The following is a 14,336-nucleotide window of genomic DNA, read 5'->3' as shown; positions in this document are numbered from 1 at the left end:
GTGTTCGGACGTCGCAAGAAGAGCGGTGCCGCTGAGGACGCAGCGGGCGAGGCCGAGCAGGTCGTCGACGCGGTGGACGGCGAGGACGCGGCCGCGCCGCGCCGGGTGAACCTTCCGCCGGCGCCCCGGCCCGACGGTCCCTGGGACATCTCCGAGGTCAGCACGCCCGAAGAGGGCCGGGTCGACCTGGGCGGCATCTTCGTGCCCGGAGTCGAGGGCATGGAGCTGCGCGTGGAGGTCGCGGGCGACGCGATCGTCGCGGCCACCGTGGTCCTGCGGGACAGCGCCGTGCAGCTCCAGGCGTTCGCCGCTCCCAAGAAGGAAGGCATCTGGGGCGAGGTCCGCGACGAGATCGCGGGCGGCATCACCCAGCAGGGCGGTGCCATCGAGGAGGTCGAGGGCCCGCTGGGCTGGGAGCTCCGTGCCCAGGTCCCCGTGCAGCTCCCGGACGGCAACCGCGGCGTGCAGCTCGTGCGCTTCGTGGGGGTCGACGGACCGCGCTGGTTCCTGCGCGGTGTGATCTCCGGCCAGGGCGCGGTGCAGCCCGAGGCCGCCGGTCTGCTGGAGCAGATCGTCCGGGACACCGTGGTCGTCCGCGGCGAGGGCCCGATGGCCCCTCGCGACCCGATCGTCCTCAAGCTGCCGAACGACGCGCAGATGGTGCCGGACGGCGTGCAGCAGGACGACCAGGCCGGCTCCCGGTTCTCCGGCGGCATGGGCCAGCTGCAGCGCGGTCCGGAGATCTCCGAGATCCGCTGACACACGGGGCGCGCCCACCGGGCAGGCCCCGCCAGGAAGGCAGAGGACGGGCCGTGCCTTCCCCCTCCCCGCTGACGCCGGGGACGGGGAAGGCACGGCCCGCCCGCTTTTCCACAGGCGATCCGCCGGGCCGGGCCCCGGCGGCCCGGCTTGTCCACAGGCCTGGCCCCCGCCCCCGTGCTCGGACCATACTGACGGCGCACACGTTCGATCGAGGGGGGCACCACGGTGAGTGAGAGCAACGCGCGGACCGGCACGGCCGTGATCGAGGACCCGGCCGGGACGCCGATGGTCCGGATCGAGAACCTGAAGCGGTCGTACGGGACCGGCGCCGCGGCCGTCCACGCCCTGCGCGGGGTCTCCTTCGACATCCCGCGCGGCGAGCTGGTCGCCCTCAAGGGCCGCTCCGGCTCCGGCAAGACCACCCTGCTCAACCTCGTCGGCGGCCTCGACTCCGCCGACGAGGGGCGCATCGTCATCGACGGCACCGATCTCGCCGGGCTCGGCGAGGAGGGGCTCCTGGAGCTGCGCCGCGACCGGATCGGATTCATCTTCCAGTCCTTCGGACTCATACCGATCCTCACCGCCGCGGAGAACGTCGGCGTGCCGCTGCGGCTGCGCAAGGCCGACCCCAAGGAGCGCGAGGAGCGGGTCGCCCTGCTGCTCGCCCTGGTGGGGCTCGGCGACCACGCGGCCCAGCGCCCCGGCGAGCTCTCCGGCGGCCAGCAGCAGCGCGTCGCCATCGCCCGCGCCCTGGCCAACCGGCCGGCCCTGCTGATCGCCGACGAGCCGACCGGACAGCTCGACGCCGAGACCGGCCTCGCGGTCATGGAGCTGCTGCGGGCCGTGGTGCGCAGCGAGGGCTGCACGGCACTGGTCGCCACCCACGACTCCCAGCTGCTCGGCCTGGCCGACCGGGTCCTGGAGCTCCGCGACGGCGAGATCATCGAGCACTGACCGTGCGGGACGGGGGCGCCGGCCCGGCCCGGCCGGTGCTCCGTCGGCCGCGGTGGGGGCGTCAGGATCACGTCAATACGGCCCTGACCTCCCACGGTCGTGCGGAATGTCCGTTTGGCTGGACGTAAGGTCGAGCCATGGGACGCGGCAAGCTACGGATCTACCTGGGCGCGGCGCCGGGCGTCGGCAAGACGTACGCGATGCTCTCGGAGGGGCACCGGCGGGTCGAGCGCGGTACGGACTGTGTGGTCGCGTTCGTGGAGCACCATGACCGGCCGCGTACGGAGGTGATGCTGCACGGTCTGGAGCAGGTGCCGCGCCGGGAGATCGAGTACCGGGGCGCCACGTTCCCGGAGATGGACATCGACGCGGTGCTGGCGCGCAGGCCGGCGGTCGCCCTCGTCGACGAGCTCGCCCACACCAACGTGCCCGGCTCCCGCAATCCCAAGCGGTGGCAGGACGTGGAGGAGCTGCTGGCGGCGGGCGTCGACGTGGTGTCGACGGTGAACATCCAGCACCTGGAGTCGCTGGGGGACGTGGTCGAGTCGATCACGGGGGTGCGGCAGCGGGAGACGGTGCCGGACGAGGTGGTGCGGCGGGCGGACCAGATAGAGCTGGTGGACATGTCGCCGCAGGCGTTGCGGCGGCGGATGGCGCACGGCAACGTCTACAAGCCGGACAAGGTCGACGCGGCCCTCTCGAACTACTTCCGGCCGGGCAACCTGACGGCGCTGCGCGAGCTGGCCCTGCTGTGGACCGCCGACCGCGTCGACGAGTACCTGCGCCAGTACCGCGGCGAACACAACATCCAGTCCACCTGGCAGGCCCGCGAGCGGATCGTCGTCGGCCTGACCGGCGGGCCGGAGGGGCGCACCCTGATCCGGCGGGCCGCGCGGCTGGCGGAGAAGGGCGCGGGCGGCGAGGTCCTCGCCGTGTACATCTCCCGCAGCGACGGCCTGACCTCCGCCTCGCCGAAGGAGCTCGCCGTCCAGCGCACCCTCGTGGAGGACCTGGGCGGCACGTTCCACCACGTCATAGGCGACGACATCCCCTCGTCGCTGCTGTCCTTCGCGCGGGGCGTCAACGCCACGCAGATCGTCCTCGGCTCCAGCCGCCGCCGCTCCTGGCAGTACGTCCTCGGCGGCCCCGGGGTCGGCCAGACCGTCGCCCGGGACTCCGGCCCCGACCTGGACGTCCACATCGTCACCCACGAGGGGGCCGCCAAGGGCCGCGGCCTGCCCGTCGCCCGCGGGGCCCGGCTCGGCCGCGCCCGGCTCGTCTGGGGCTGGGTCGTCGGGGTCGGCGGACCGGCGCTCCTCACACTGCTGCTCACCCATGTCGACGCGAACCTGGGGCTCGCCAACGACATGCTCCTCTTCCTGGCCCTGACGGTCGCGGCCGCCCTGCTCGGCGGCCTGCTCCCGGCGCTCGCCTCGGCGGCCTTCGGGTCCCTGCTGCTCAACTGGTTCTTCACCCCGCCGCTGCACCGGCTGACCGTCGCCGACCCCAAGAACATCGTGGCCATCGCCGTCTTCTTCGGCGTCGGCGTGGCGGTGGCCTCCGTGGTGGACCTGGCCGCCCGCCGCACCCACCAGGCGGCCCGGCTGCGGGCGGAGTCCGAGGTCCTCTCGTACCTCGCCGGCAGCGTCCTGCGCGGCGAGACGAGTCTGGAGGCGCTGCTGGAACGGGTCCGCGAGACCTTCTCCATGGACTCCGTCGCCCTGCTCGAACGGACCGGCGACCTCGAACCGTGGACCTGCGCGGCGAAGGTCGGCGCCCGGCCGGTGGCCCGGCCGGAGGACGCCGACGTCGACATGCCGGTCGGCGACCACCTGGCGCTGGCCCTGACCGGACGGGTGCTGCCCGCGGAGGACCGCCGGGTGCTCGGCGCCTTCGCCGCCCAGGCCGCCGTCGTCCTCGACCGGCAGCGGCTCGTCGACCAGGCCGAGGAGGCCCGCAAGCTGGCCGAGGGCAACAAGATCCGCACCTCCCTGCTGGCCGCGGTCAGCCACGACCTGCGGACCCCGCTGGCCGGCATCAAGGCCTCGGTGACCTCGCTGCGCTCGGACGACGTGGAGTGGTCCGAGGAGGACCAGGCCCTGCTCCTGGAGGGCATCGAGGACGGCGCCGACCGCCTCGACCACCTGGTCGGCAACCTCCTCGACATGTCCCGGCTCCAGACCGGCACGGTCACCCCGCTCATCCGCTCCACCGACCTCGACGAGGTGGTGCCGATGGCCCTCGGCGGCGTCCCCGACGGCAGCGTCGAGCTCGACATCCCCGAGACCCTCCCCATGGTCGCGGTCGACCGGGGCCTCCTGGAGCGGGCGGTCGCCAACATCGTCGAGAACGCCGTCAAGTACAGCCCCGACGGCATCCCGGTCGCCGTCGGCGCCAGCGTCCTCGGCGAGCGCCTGGAACTGCGCGTGACGGACCGCGGCCCCGGTGTCCCCGACGAGGCCAAGGACGGCATATTCGAGCCCTTCCAGCGCTTCGGCGACGCCCCGCGCGGCGCCGGCGTGGGCCTCGGCCTCGCGGTCGCCCGCGGCTTCGTCGAGGCCATGGGCGGCACCATCACCGCCGAGGACACCCCGGGCGGCGGACTGACCATGGTCCTCACCCTCAAGACCGAGGGACCCCCGCCGCCGGACACCCCCGCCCCCGCGATGCCGGCGCACATCATGTCGTGACCCGGGGCCGGCGCCCCGCCCCCGTGATCCCCGCCCGTGACCGTGTCCCGTGTCCCGTGCCCCCGCCCCGGGACCGCACCCCCGTCACCCCGTCCCCTCCCCGTACTCCCTCCCCGCACCCTCTCCGTACCTCTCCGTACCAACGACAAGGAAGGCACCTCTTCATGACCCGGGTCCTGGTGGTCGACGACGAGCCCCAGATCGTCCGCGCCCTGGTGATCAACCTCAAGGCGCGCAAGTACGAGGTCGACGCGGCCCCCGACGGGGCCACCGCCCTCCGGCTCGCCGCCGAGCGCCACCCCGACGTCGTCGTCCTCGACCTCGGGCTCCCCGACATGGACGGCGTCGAGGTCATCAAGGGCCTGCGCGGCTGGACCCGGGTGCCGATCCTGGTGCTCTCCGCCCGGCAGACCTCCGACGAGAAGGTCGAGGCGCTCGACGCGGGCGCGGACGACTACGTCACCAAGCCCTTCGGCATGGACGAGCTGCTCGCCCGGCTGCGCGCCGCGGTCCGCAGGGCCGAGCCGGTCGGCGGCGGCGAGGACGGCGTCGTGGTCGTCGAGACGGAGGGCTTCACGGTCGACCTGGCCGCCAAGAAGGTCCACCGCGACGGCAAGGACGTGCGGCTCACCCCCACCGAGTGGCACCTCCTGGAGGTCCTGGTCCGCAACAGCGGCCGGCTGGTCAGCCAGAAGCAGCTGCTCCAGGAGGTCTGGGGACCCTCGTACGGCACCGAGACGAACTATCTGCGGGTCTACATGGCACAGCTGCGGCGCAAGCTGGAGCACGACCCTTCGCACCCGCGGCACTTCGTCACCGAACCGGGCATGGGTTACCGCTTCGAACACTGAGTTCGGTGTCGGCGGGGGCCGGTACGCTTTCTGTATGAGTGCTGCACCGCGTACAGAGAAGCCGGCCGGACGGTTCCGCCGGATGCTCGACCGCCTCTCCACCTCGCAGGAGGAGCTGGAGTCGGTCGAGCTCCAGGAGGACTCGGCCGCGTCGGGGTGCACGCGTATCAGCGACTGCTCCGACCGACAGATAGTCAAGGTGACTGGTACGTTGCGGACGGTCACCCTGCGTCCCCGGGCCGGTGTGCCCGCGCTGGAGGCCGAGCTGTTCGACGGCACGGCGCCGCTGGACGTCGTGTGGCTGGGCCGCCGTTCCATCGTGGGCATCGAGCCGGGCCGCAAGATGATCGCCTCCGGCCGGATCTCCATGAGCCACGGCCGGCGGGTCCTCTTCAACCCCAAATACGAGCTCCGACCGCTCGGACAGGAGTAGCCGGTGACGTCAGTCGACAAGCCGACCACCGAGAAGCCCACCCCGGACCAGGACGCCCGGACCGACAAGGCGGTGACCGAGGCCGCCCTCTTCGAGGCGTTCGGCGGGGTGCGCGGCATGGTGGAGACGGTCCTGCCGGGCCTGCTCTTCGTCACGATCTACACGATCAACAAGGACCTGCGCTCCTCGGCGATCGCCGCCCTCGCGGTGTCGCTCGTCCTCGTCGCCGTCCGGCTGGTCCGCCGGGACACCGTCAAGCACGCCTTCAGCGGCGTCTTCGGCGTCGCCTTCGGCGTGGTCTTCGCGATGATGACCGGCAACGCCAAGGACTTCTACCTGCCGGGCATGCTGTACACGCTGGGCCTCGCCCTCGCGTACATCGTCACGGCGCTGGCCGGGGTCCCGCTGATCGGCCTCATCCTGGGCCCGGTCTTCAAGGAGAACCTCTCCTGGCGCACCCGCAACCCGGGCCGCAAGAAGGCGTACACCAAGGCCAGCTGGGCCTGGGGCCTGATCCTGCTCGCGAAGTGCGCGATCCTCTTCCCGCTCTACTGGTGGGCCGACACCACGCAGCTCGGCTGGGTCCTGGTCGCCCTGAAGATCCCGCCGTTCCTGCTCGCGGTGTACCTCACCTGGGTGTTCCTCGCGAAGGCGCCGCCGCCGATCGACGTCTTCGCCGAGATGGAGGCCGAGGAGCAGGCCGAGAAGGCCGAGAAGGCCCGCAAGGCCGCGGCTCAGGGGCACCCCGAGGCGTAGCGCGGAGCCGATGAGCGCTTCGTACGCGAAGGGGCCCGGAACCTGTCACAGGTTCCGGGCCCCTTCGCGTACGTCACGACGGCCCTGCAGCCGTCCGTCCATCCGTCAGGACCGTCAGGACCGTCAGGACCGTCAGGACTCGTTCGGCCCCCGGCGGACCGACAGCAGGTCCTCCAGCTGCTCCTCGCGCGCCTGGGTGGCCACGAACAGCAGCTCGTCGCCCGCCTCCAGGGTCTCCTCCGGGCTCGGGGTGAGGACCCGGGAGCCGCGGATGATGGTGACCAGCGAGGTGTCCTGCGGCCAGGCCACGTCGCCCACCGCGGTGCCCGCCATCGCGGACTCCGGCGGCAGCGTCAGCTCGACCAGGTTGGCGTCGCCGTGGCTGAAGCGCAGCAGCCGGACCAGGTCGCCGACGCTCACCGCCTCCTCGACCAGGGCCGACATCAGACGCGGCGTCGAGACGGCGACGTCCACGCCCCATGCCTCGTTGAACAGCCACTCGTTCTTCGGGTTGTTGACCCGGGCGACCACGCGGGGCACGCCGTACTCGGTCTTCGCGAGCAGCGAGACGACCAGGTTCACCTTGTCGTCGCCGGTCGCCGCGATGACCACGTTGCAGCGCTGCAGGGCCGCCTCGTCGAGCGAGGTGATCTCGCAGGCGTCGGCCAGCAGCCACTCGGCCTGCGGCACCCGCTCCACCGAGATGGCGGTCGGCGCCTTGTCGATGAGGAGGACCTCGTGCCCGTTCTCCAGGAGCTCGCCCGCGATGGAACGGCCCACGGCGCCCGCGCCGGCAATAGCGACACGCATCAGTGACCGCCCTCCTCGGGACCCTCGGCGAAGGCCGCCTCGACCTTGTCGATCTCGTCCGTCCGCATCATGACGTGCACGAGGTCGCCCTCCTGCAGCACCGTCTGAGAGGTCGGAAGAATCGCTTCGCCCAGTCGGGTGAGGAAGGCCACGCGCACCCCGGTCTCCTCCTGGAGCCGGCTGACCTTGTGGCCGATCCACGCGGGGGAGGTGTGCACCTCGGCGAGCTGCACTCCGCCGCTCGGGTCACGCCACAGCGGCTCGGCGCCGGACGGCAGCAGCCGCCGCAGCATCTGGTCGGCGGTCCAGCGGACCGTGGCGACGGTCGGGATGCCCAGGCGCTGGTAGACCTCGGCGCGCCGCGGGTCGTAGATCCGGGCGGCGACGTTCTCGATGCCGAACATCTCGCGCGCGACCCGCGCCGCGATGATGTTCGAGTTGTCGCCGCTGCTCACCGCGGCGAAGGCGCCGGCTTCCTCGATCCCCGCCTCGCGGAGCGTGTCCTGGTCGAAGCCCACGCCCGTGACGCGACGGCCGCCGAAGCCCGAGCCCAGACGGCGGAAGGCCGTCGGGTCCTGGTCCACCACGGCGACCGTGTGGCCCTGCTGCTCCAGGGTCTGCGCGAGAGCGGCTCCCACGCGCCCGCAGCCCATGATGACGATGTGCACGTCCCCTTACCCCGCACTCCTGATCGCCTTGCTGACCTGCGAAAACACGCTTCTCACAACTTTCCTGGCCGCACCGGCCACGTATTCGGCCACGCATGCCGCCCCCGGAGGGCGGCCGGCTGCCCGGCCCGATGGGCCCGGGCCGTGGCGGACCTGCACACGCGTGCTGTCCGGTCCGAGCTTATGCGGCAACGAAGACCGGGACCTCACGCAGCCCTCGTTAGGAACGCGTCAAGACCCCGTCAGGGGCGTGTCACCACCGGAAACGGTGTCTGCCCAGGTCTCCCCCCAGGTGGTATCCAGGGAGATTCGGTGCGGATCGGGGGTGCTGGTCGGCATGGCTCTTTTCGAACGCTTACGATCCTCTGCGTGTCCAAACTGACCGACGTGCCCAAACGGATCCTGATCGGGCGGGCCCTGCGCAGCGACAAGCTCGGCGAGACCCTCCTCCCGAAGCGCATCGCCCTCCCCGTCTTCGCCTCCGACCCGCTGTCCTCGGTGGCGTACGCCCCGGGCGAGGTCCTCCTCGTCCTCTCCGTCGCGGGCCTGTCGGCCTACCACTTCAGCCCGTGGATCGCGCTGGCCGTCGTGGTCCTGATGTTCACGGTCGTCGCCTCGTACCGGCAGAACGTGCACGCCTACCCGAGCGGCGGTGGCGACTACGAGGTCGCGACCACCAACCTCGGGCCCAAGGCCGGACTCACCGTCGCGAGCGCGCTGCTCGTCGACTACGTCCTCACCGTCGCCGTGTCGATCTCCTCCGGCATCGAGAACCTCGGCTCCGCCGTGCCGTTCGTCGTCGAGCACAAGGTCCTCTCCGCCATCGCGGTGATCGTGCTGCTCACGCTGATGAACCTGCGCGGCGTGAAGGAGTCCGGCGGCCTCTTCGCCATCCCGACGTACGTCTTCGTCTTCGGCGTCTTCGCCATGATCGTCTGGGGTGCCTGGCGCGGCCTCGTCCTCGACGAGACCATGTCCGCCCCCACCGCCGGCTTCGAGATCAAGGCCGAGCACCAGGGGCTCGCGGGCTTCGCCCTGGTCTTCCTGCTGCTGCGGGCCTTCTCCTCCGGCTGTGCGGCGCTGACCGGCGTCGAGGCGATCTCCAACGGCGTGCCCGCCTTCCGCAAGCCCAAGTCGAAGAACGCGGCCAGCACGCTGGCGCTCATGGGCGGCCTCGCCGTCACCATGTTCTGCGGCATCATCTTCCTGGCCATGGCCACCGACGTCCGGATGGCCGAGAAGCCCGCCGAGGACCTGCTGGTCAACGGAGTGCCGGTCGGCCCGGGCTACGTCCAGGACCCGGTCATCTCGCAGGTCGCCGCCGCCGTCTTCGGCGACGGGACGTTCTTCTTCATCCTGCTCGCCGCGGCGACCGCCCTCGTGCTCTTCCTGGCCGCCAACACGGCGTACAACGGCTTCCCGCTCCTCGGCTCGATCCTCGCCCAGGACCGCTACCTGCCCCGCCAGCTGCACACCCGCGGCGACCGCCTCGCCTTCTCCAACGGCATCGTGCTGCTGGCCGGCGCGGCCGCGCTCCTCGTGGTGGTCTACGGGGCCGACTCGACCCGGCTGATCCAGCTCTACATCGTCGGCGTCTTCGTCTCCTTCACGCTCAGCCAGATCGGCATGGTCCGGCACTGGAACCGGCACCTGCGCACCGAGAAGGACCCCGCCAAGCGCCGCCACATGATCCGCTCCCGCGCGATCAACGCCTTCGGCGCCTTCTTCACCGGTCTGGTCCTCGTCGTCGTCCTCGCCACCAAGTTCACCCACGGCGCCTGGGTCGCGCTGCTCGGCATGGTGATCTTCTACGCGACGATGACCGCGATCCGCCGGCACTACGACTCCGTGGCCGCCGAGATCGCCGCCGCCGAGGAACGCCCCGACGAGTACGTCCGCCCCTCCCGGGTCCGTTCCGTCGTCCTCGTCTCCAAGCTGCACAAGCCCACGCTGCGCGCCCTCGCCTACGCCAAGCTGCTGCACGCCAACGAGCTGGAGGCGCTCACCGTCAGCGTCGACCCGGCCGAGACCAAGGCGCTCAAGGAGGAGTGGGAGCGGCGCGGCATCAACGTGCCGCTGAAGATCCTCGACTCGCCGTACCGCGAGATCACCCGGCCGGTCATCGAGTACGTGAAGAACCTCCGCAAGGAGAGCCCGCGCGACGCCGTCTCGGTCTACATCCCCGAGTACGTGGTCGGCCACTGGTACGAGCACCTGCTGCACAACCAGAGCGCCCTGCGCCTCAAGGGCCGGCTGCTCTTCACGCCGGGCGTGATGGTCACCTCCGTCCCGTACCAGCTGCAGTCCTCCGAGGCCGCCAAGAAGCGGGCCCGCAAGCGCCAGGACTGGAACGCCCCCGGATCGGTCCGACGCGGACCGGTCGAGAAGGGCGGCGCGAAGGTACCGGCCGAAAAGAGCAACTAGACTGGTGGGCTGCCGTCCCGAACGGCAGCCCACACCTCTTCCTCTTGGAGTCCCCCCGTCATGCAGAACGTGCCCGTTGCTTCGCTGGTCGGGGAAGAGTACGAGGTCGAGGTCGGCCCGGTCGCCCACGGAGGCCACTGCATCGCCCGCACGGAGGGCGGCCGCGTCCTCTTCGTCCGGCACGCCCTGCCCGGCGAGCGCGTCCGCGCCCGGGTGACCGAGGGCGAGGAGACCTCCCGCTTCCTGCGCGCCGACGCGGTCGAGATCCTGGACCCGTCCAAGGACCGCATCGAGGCCCCCTGCCCCTTCGCCGGCCCCGGCAAGTGCGGCGGCTGCGACTGGCAGCACGCCAAGCCGGGCGCCCAGCGCCGGCTCAAGGGCGAGGTCATCGCCGAGCAGCTGCAGCGGCTCGCGGGCCTCACGCCCGAGGAGGCCGGCTGGGACGGCACGGTCGTCCCCGCCGAGGGCGACAAGCTCCCCGCCGGCGAGGTCCCGCAGTGGCGCACCCGCGTCCAGTACGCGATCGACGCCGAGGGCCACGCGGGCCTGCGCAAGCACCGCTCGCACGAGGTCGAGGTGGTCGACCACTGCATGATCGCCGCCGCGGGCGTCTCGGAGCTCGGCGTCGAGAAGCGCACCTGGGAGGGCATGGCCTCGGTCGAGGCCATCGCCGCCTCGGGCTCGCACGACCGCCAGGTCATCCTCACCCCCCGCCCCGGCGCCCGCCTCCCGCTGGTGGAGCTCGACAAGCCCGTCTCGGTCATGCGCGTCGACGAGAAGGACGGCGGCGTCCACCGCGTCCACGGCCGCGCCTTCGTCCGCGAGCGCGCCGACGAGCGCACCTACCGCGTCGGCAGCGGCGGCTTCTGGCAGGTCCACCCGAAGGCCGCCCAGACCCTGATGCTCGCCGTCATGCAGGGCCTGACGCCCCGCAAGGGCGAGACCGCCCTCGACCTCTACTGCGGCGTCGGCCTCTTCGCGGGCGCCCTCGCCGACCGCGTCGGCGACCAGGGCGCCGTCCTCGGCATCGAGTCGGGCAAGCGCGCGGTGGAGGACGCCCGCCACAACCTGGCCGACTACCCGCGCGTCCGCATCGAGCAGGGCAAGGTCGAGTCGGTCCTCCCGCGCACCGGCATCACCGAGGTCGACCTCATCGTCCTCGACCCGCCCCGAGCCGGCGCCGGCAAGCAGACCGTCCGCCACCTCTCCGGCCTCGGCGCCCGCCGCATCGCCTACGTCGCCTGCGACCCGGCGGCCCTGGCCCGGGACCTGGGCTACTTCCGCGAGGGCGGCTACCGGGTACGGACGCTGCGGGCGTTCGACCTGTTCCCGATGACGCACCATGTGGAGTGCGTGGCGATTCTGGAGCCGGTGAAGTAGGGGCTCTGACCTGCGGTTTTGCGGGTGCGCGGTATTTGTGGTGTGGGCGATATCTTGACGCTGAAATGACGCTCGTGACGCTCATTTGACGCTCGTTCTGATGGGGTGTCAGTCGATTGCCGGGGAGAGCCAGGCCGCGGCGCGCACCGATGAACAGACGCGCTGCGGCGAAAGCGACGGAGCACGGCGAGCGAGGCTCGTCGGCTCCGTTTCGCTCTTGTGCGCTCGATAAGGAAGCGTTGCCGACCATTGCCTGAGAAGGCAGTGCCTATCGCCTCGACGCGCGGCTAATATCCAGCTCTCAGGTACCGGCATGCGTCCGGCCTTTGGCCTGCTGCACGTCTGAAGGAGATCGGAAGCCTGGTGAGCAGTGCTCGTTCTGGTGGGCGGGTGCTGGCTGCCTACCCTGGTGACCCCAAGCGCGTCGGCGCCTACCGGATCATCGGGCGCCTCGGGTCAGGGGGCGTGGGCACGGTGTTCGCCGGCCTCGACGCCGCCGGTTTGCGGGTCGCGGTCAAGGTCGTCCACCCTGCCCAGGCGGACGACGCGGAGTTCCGGGCGCGCTTCCGCCGAGAAGTCCAGCTCTCCGCCCGTGTCCAGGGCCCCTGCAGCTTTGTGGGACACGGACGACTGAAACTCGCGCTCGTCCGCCGGATCACCGGTCGGCCGGCGGCTGCCCGCCGCCCATGGACGTGTCTGGTCCCTGGCCTGCGGCGACGGGGCGGTCAGGGTCTGGTCGTTGCCTGACCCGGCCTGGTCGCTCACCCTGAACCAGGACACTCCGCGAACGTGGGCTGTGGCGATGGCCCGTTCGACGCCTCGTATCGCTGCGAGCACGGGTGACGGACACCTCCGGTGCTGGGATCTCCCCACGGCGACGCTGTCGTGGACTCAGGACGTGCACGCCGGTCGGCTGCGGTCGCTCTCGTTCGACGACAGCGGAGACGTCCTGGCTGCCTGCGGTGGTGACGGCTCGGTGCGCGTGTGGCACGCCTCCACCGGGGATTTCAGAAGCCGGTTCAGCAGCCCCAGCGGGTGGGCCCGTGCCGTCACCGTGGACGGTCCGGGCGACCGCGTGGCGGTCGGGTCGGGGACCGGAGACATCGCGGTACGGCATCTGGGGACGGACCGGTTCACCTCCAACCTCTCCGGTCACACGGGCCGCATCCTCATGCTTGGCTTCATGGGTGACGAGAACCGCCTCGTGTCGGCTGCGGCGGACGGGACGGTGCGCGTGTGGTCGCTCGACGAGCAGCGGCAGATCGCCGAGGTCCGCGTGGACGCCTCACTGCACTGCGCGGCCTCCGAGCCGGCGATGGGTGAGGTGCTGGTCGGGAGCGCGGCTGGCGTCGTGGCCCTGGGGATCATGGACACGTGAGCGACAGGCGAAGGGCTTTGGACACGATGACAGAGAAGACCTCCCACGACTCGGGCGATGCGGCTGGAGTGCCGGTCATCCTGAGCAACGAGCCCGGCTCGTTCGCCTGGGGCGTGCTGGCCAAGCGCCACCCCGCCCTCATCCAGCAGGTGCGAGACGCCTTCCCGTACGGCCGCCAGCAGCACGAGGCCCTAGACACCCTGCTGGACGAGATCACCAACGGCGTCATCGAGCCGCTCGCCCCCGGGGAACACGACCGTGAGCGCTGGGAGGACTGGGGGCAGGAGCACTTCGGGCGCTCCTGGCACGACGCCCCGTTCCTGTGGGCGGAGAGCTACTTCTACCGCAGGCTCCTCGGCGCGGTCGGGTATTTCGGCAGCGGGCCGTGGCAGGGAGTCGATCCGTTCGCGCCGTTCAAGCGGGCCGAGCTGCGCGGTGAGGCCGTGGAGGAGGAACTACGGGCCCTGGACGCGCTCGCGAGCGTTCCGGCGCACGAGCGGGCTGCTGCCCTGCTCCACGCGTCGCTCTGGGGCAACCGGGCGGACCTCGGCTTCCGCGTCTCGGCGGGGGAGCCGGCGGCCGGTGACGCCGCTGCCTCCGCGCTGGTGGCCGACGACAGCGCCTTGTTGTGGCAGCTGCTGCCCGTCGGGGGCTCCTCGACCGTCGCCGTGGTGGCGGACAATGCGGGGCGCGAGCTGATCCCGGACCTGATCCTCATCGACCACCTCCTCGAACAGCGGCATGCCGAACAGGTCGTGCTGCACCTCAAGCCGTACCCCTACTACGTCTCCGACGCGATGACGGCCGACGTCGTCGACTGCCTCCGCCGCCTCACCGAGGCACCCGGCCAAGCCGGCGCGATCGGCGACCGGCTGTGGAAGGCCATGGCGGCAGGGAGCCTGGAGGTCCGCACCCACCCGTTCTTCTGCGCTCCACTGCCGTACGAGGACATGCCCGAGGACCTCCGCGGCGAGTTCGAGAGCGCCACGCTCACCCTCCTGAAGGGCGACCTCAACTACCGGCGCCTGGTGGGCGACCGGCTGTGGGGCGCCACGGCGTCCTTCGCCGATCTCACCGCGTACTTCCCGGGGGCCGTCGCGGCGCTCCGGACCCTGAAGTCCGACGTCATCGTCGGTTTGGAGCAGGAAGTGCTGGACGGGCTCGAACGGTCCGGGGCTGCCTGGCGTACGAGTGGAACGCACGCGCTGATCCAGGTGCGACGGTAGGGGA

Annotated in this window: 13 protein-coding genes; 10 read left to right on the top strand and 3 right to left on the bottom strand. The window is 71.6% G+C overall.

What is annotated here, in order from left to right; genetic code table 11:
• From ABD981_RS35975 to ABD981_RS35950, 6 genes are all read left to right on the top strand, one after another.
• On the top strand, positions 1 to 759 hold the full coding sequence (locus tag ABD981_RS35975; RefSeq protein WP_046911480.1) for a DUF3710 domain-containing protein: 759 nt from the start codon (positions 1 to 3) through the stop codon (positions 757 to 759).
• A gap of 288 nt (positions 760 to 1,047) precedes the next feature.
• The gene (locus tag ABD981_RS35970; protein WP_240495455.1) at positions 1,048 to 1,716 is read left to right on the top strand and encodes an ABC transporter ATP-binding protein; all 669 of its coding nucleotides are present in this window, start codon (positions 1,048 to 1,050) and stop codon (positions 1,714 to 1,716) included.
• A gap of 137 nt (positions 1,717 to 1,853) precedes the next feature.
• Positions 1,854 to 4,406, top strand: coding sequence for a sensor histidine kinase (locus tag ABD981_RS35965; protein ID WP_046911478.1), 2,553 nt, complete (start codon positions 1,854 to 1,856; stop codon positions 4,404 to 4,406).
• A gap of 164 nt (positions 4,407 to 4,570) precedes the next feature.
• Positions 4,571 to 5,257, top strand: coding sequence for a response regulator (locus tag ABD981_RS35960; RefSeq protein ID WP_046911477.1), 687 nt, complete (start codon positions 4,571 to 4,573; stop codon positions 5,255 to 5,257).
• A gap of 34 nt (positions 5,258 to 5,291) precedes the next feature.
• Positions 5,292 to 5,690: an OB-fold nucleic acid binding domain-containing protein gene (locus ABD981_RS35955; RefSeq protein WP_123955128.1), complete on the top strand. Its 399-nt coding sequence runs from the start codon at positions 5,292 to 5,294 to the stop codon at positions 5,688 to 5,690.
• A gap of 3 nt (positions 5,691 to 5,693) precedes the next feature.
• Positions 5,694 to 6,446: a DUF3159 domain-containing protein gene (locus ABD981_RS35950; RefSeq protein WP_046911475.1), complete on the top strand. Its 753-nt coding sequence runs from the start codon at positions 5,694 to 5,696 to the stop codon at positions 6,444 to 6,446.
• A gap of 132 nt (positions 6,447 to 6,578) precedes the next feature.
• Here ABD981_RS35950 and ABD981_RS35945 read toward each other — a convergent pair whose 3' ends face one another.
• Positions 6,579 to 7,256, bottom strand: coding sequence for a potassium channel family protein (locus tag ABD981_RS35945; protein WP_046911474.1), 678 nt, complete (start codon positions 7,254 to 7,256; stop codon positions 6,579 to 6,581).
• Positions 7,256 to 7,924 (bottom strand): potassium channel family protein, encoded by a 669-nt coding sequence (locus tag ABD981_RS35940; protein ID WP_046911473.1) that lies wholly within the window; start codon positions 7,922 to 7,924, stop codon positions 7,256 to 7,258. The genes ABD981_RS35945 and ABD981_RS35940 overlap by 1 nt, the downstream gene beginning before the upstream one ends.
• A gap of 369 nt (positions 7,925 to 8,293) precedes the next feature.
• On the opposite strand from ABD981_RS35940, the gene ABD981_RS35935 reads away from it, so the two are divergent.
• Entirely contained in the window at positions 8,294 to 10,348 is a 2,055-nt protein-coding gene (locus ABD981_RS35935) for an APC family permease (RefSeq protein WP_046911472.1), read from the top strand.
• 60 nt (positions 10,349 to 10,408) lie between these two features.
• Positions 10,409 to 11,728, top strand: coding sequence for a class I SAM-dependent RNA methyltransferase (locus ABD981_RS35930; protein ID WP_046911471.1), 1,320 nt, complete (start codon positions 10,409 to 10,411; stop codon positions 11,726 to 11,728).
• A gap of 456 nt (positions 11,729 to 12,184) precedes the next feature.
• Here the strand turns inward: ABD981_RS35930 and ABD981_RS38995 are convergent, their stop codons facing one another.
• Positions 12,185 to 12,493, bottom strand: a complete 309-nt coding sequence (locus tag ABD981_RS38995; RefSeq protein WP_165591021.1) for a hypothetical protein — start codon at positions 12,491 to 12,493, stop codon at positions 12,185 to 12,187.
• A gap of 37 nt (positions 12,494 to 12,530) precedes the next feature.
• On the opposite strand from ABD981_RS38995, the gene ABD981_RS35920 reads away from it, so the two are divergent.
• Together ABD981_RS35920 and ABD981_RS35915 are read left to right on the top strand one after the other, a co-directional pair.
• Positions 12,531 to 13,106: a WD40 repeat domain-containing protein gene (locus ABD981_RS35920; RefSeq protein ID WP_240495454.1), complete on the top strand. Its 576-nt coding sequence runs from the start codon at positions 12,531 to 12,533 to the stop codon at positions 13,104 to 13,106.
• Positions 13,107 to 13,132: 26 nt separating this feature from the next.
• Complete coding sequence (locus tag ABD981_RS35915; protein WP_046911487.1) at positions 13,133 to 14,332, top strand: damage-control phosphatase ARMT1 family protein; 1,200 nt, start codon at positions 13,133 to 13,135, stop codon at positions 14,330 to 14,332.
• Positions 14,333 to 14,336: the final 4 nt, after the last annotated feature.

The organism is Streptomyces showdoensis, assembly GCF_039535475.1.
GTDB classification, from domain to species: Bacteria; Actinomycetota; Actinomycetes; order Streptomycetales; family Streptomycetaceae; genus Streptomyces; species Streptomyces showdoensis.
This window is presented reverse-complemented; position numbering and strand designations above follow the sequence as displayed.

What these genes read in the sequence shown, in the direction of transcription:
- ABD981_RS35970 (WP_240495455.1), top strand. Translation starts at nt 1,048, where the DNA reads ATGGTCCGGATCGAGAACCTGAAGCGGTCGTACGGGACCGGCGCCGCG.
- ABD981_RS35965 (WP_046911478.1), top strand. Translation starts at nt 1,854, where the DNA reads ATGGGACGCGGCAAGCTACGGATCTACCTGGGCGCGGCGCCGGGCGTC.
- ABD981_RS35960 (WP_046911477.1), top strand. Translation starts at nt 4,571, where the DNA reads ATGACCCGGGTCCTGGTGGTCGACGACGAGCCCCAGATCGTCCGCGCC.
- ABD981_RS35955 (WP_123955128.1), top strand. Translation starts at nt 5,292, where the DNA reads ATGAGTGCTGCACCGCGTACAGAGAAGCCGGCCGGACGGTTCCGCCGG.
- ABD981_RS35945 (WP_046911474.1), bottom strand. Translation starts at nt 7,256, where the DNA reads ATGCGTGTCGCTATTGCCGGCGCGGGCGCCGTGGGCCGTTCCATCGCG.
- ABD981_RS35930 (WP_046911471.1), top strand. Translation starts at nt 10,409, where the DNA reads ATGCAGAACGTGCCCGTTGCTTCGCTGGTCGGGGAAGAGTACGAGGTC.
- ABD981_RS35920 (WP_240495454.1), top strand. Translation starts at nt 12,531, where the DNA reads ATGGCCCGTTCGACGCCTCGTATCGCTGCGAGCACGGGTGACGGACAC.
- ABD981_RS35915 (WP_046911487.1), top strand. Translation starts at nt 13,133, where the DNA reads ATGACAGAGAAGACCTCCCACGACTCGGGCGATGCGGCTGGAGTGCCG.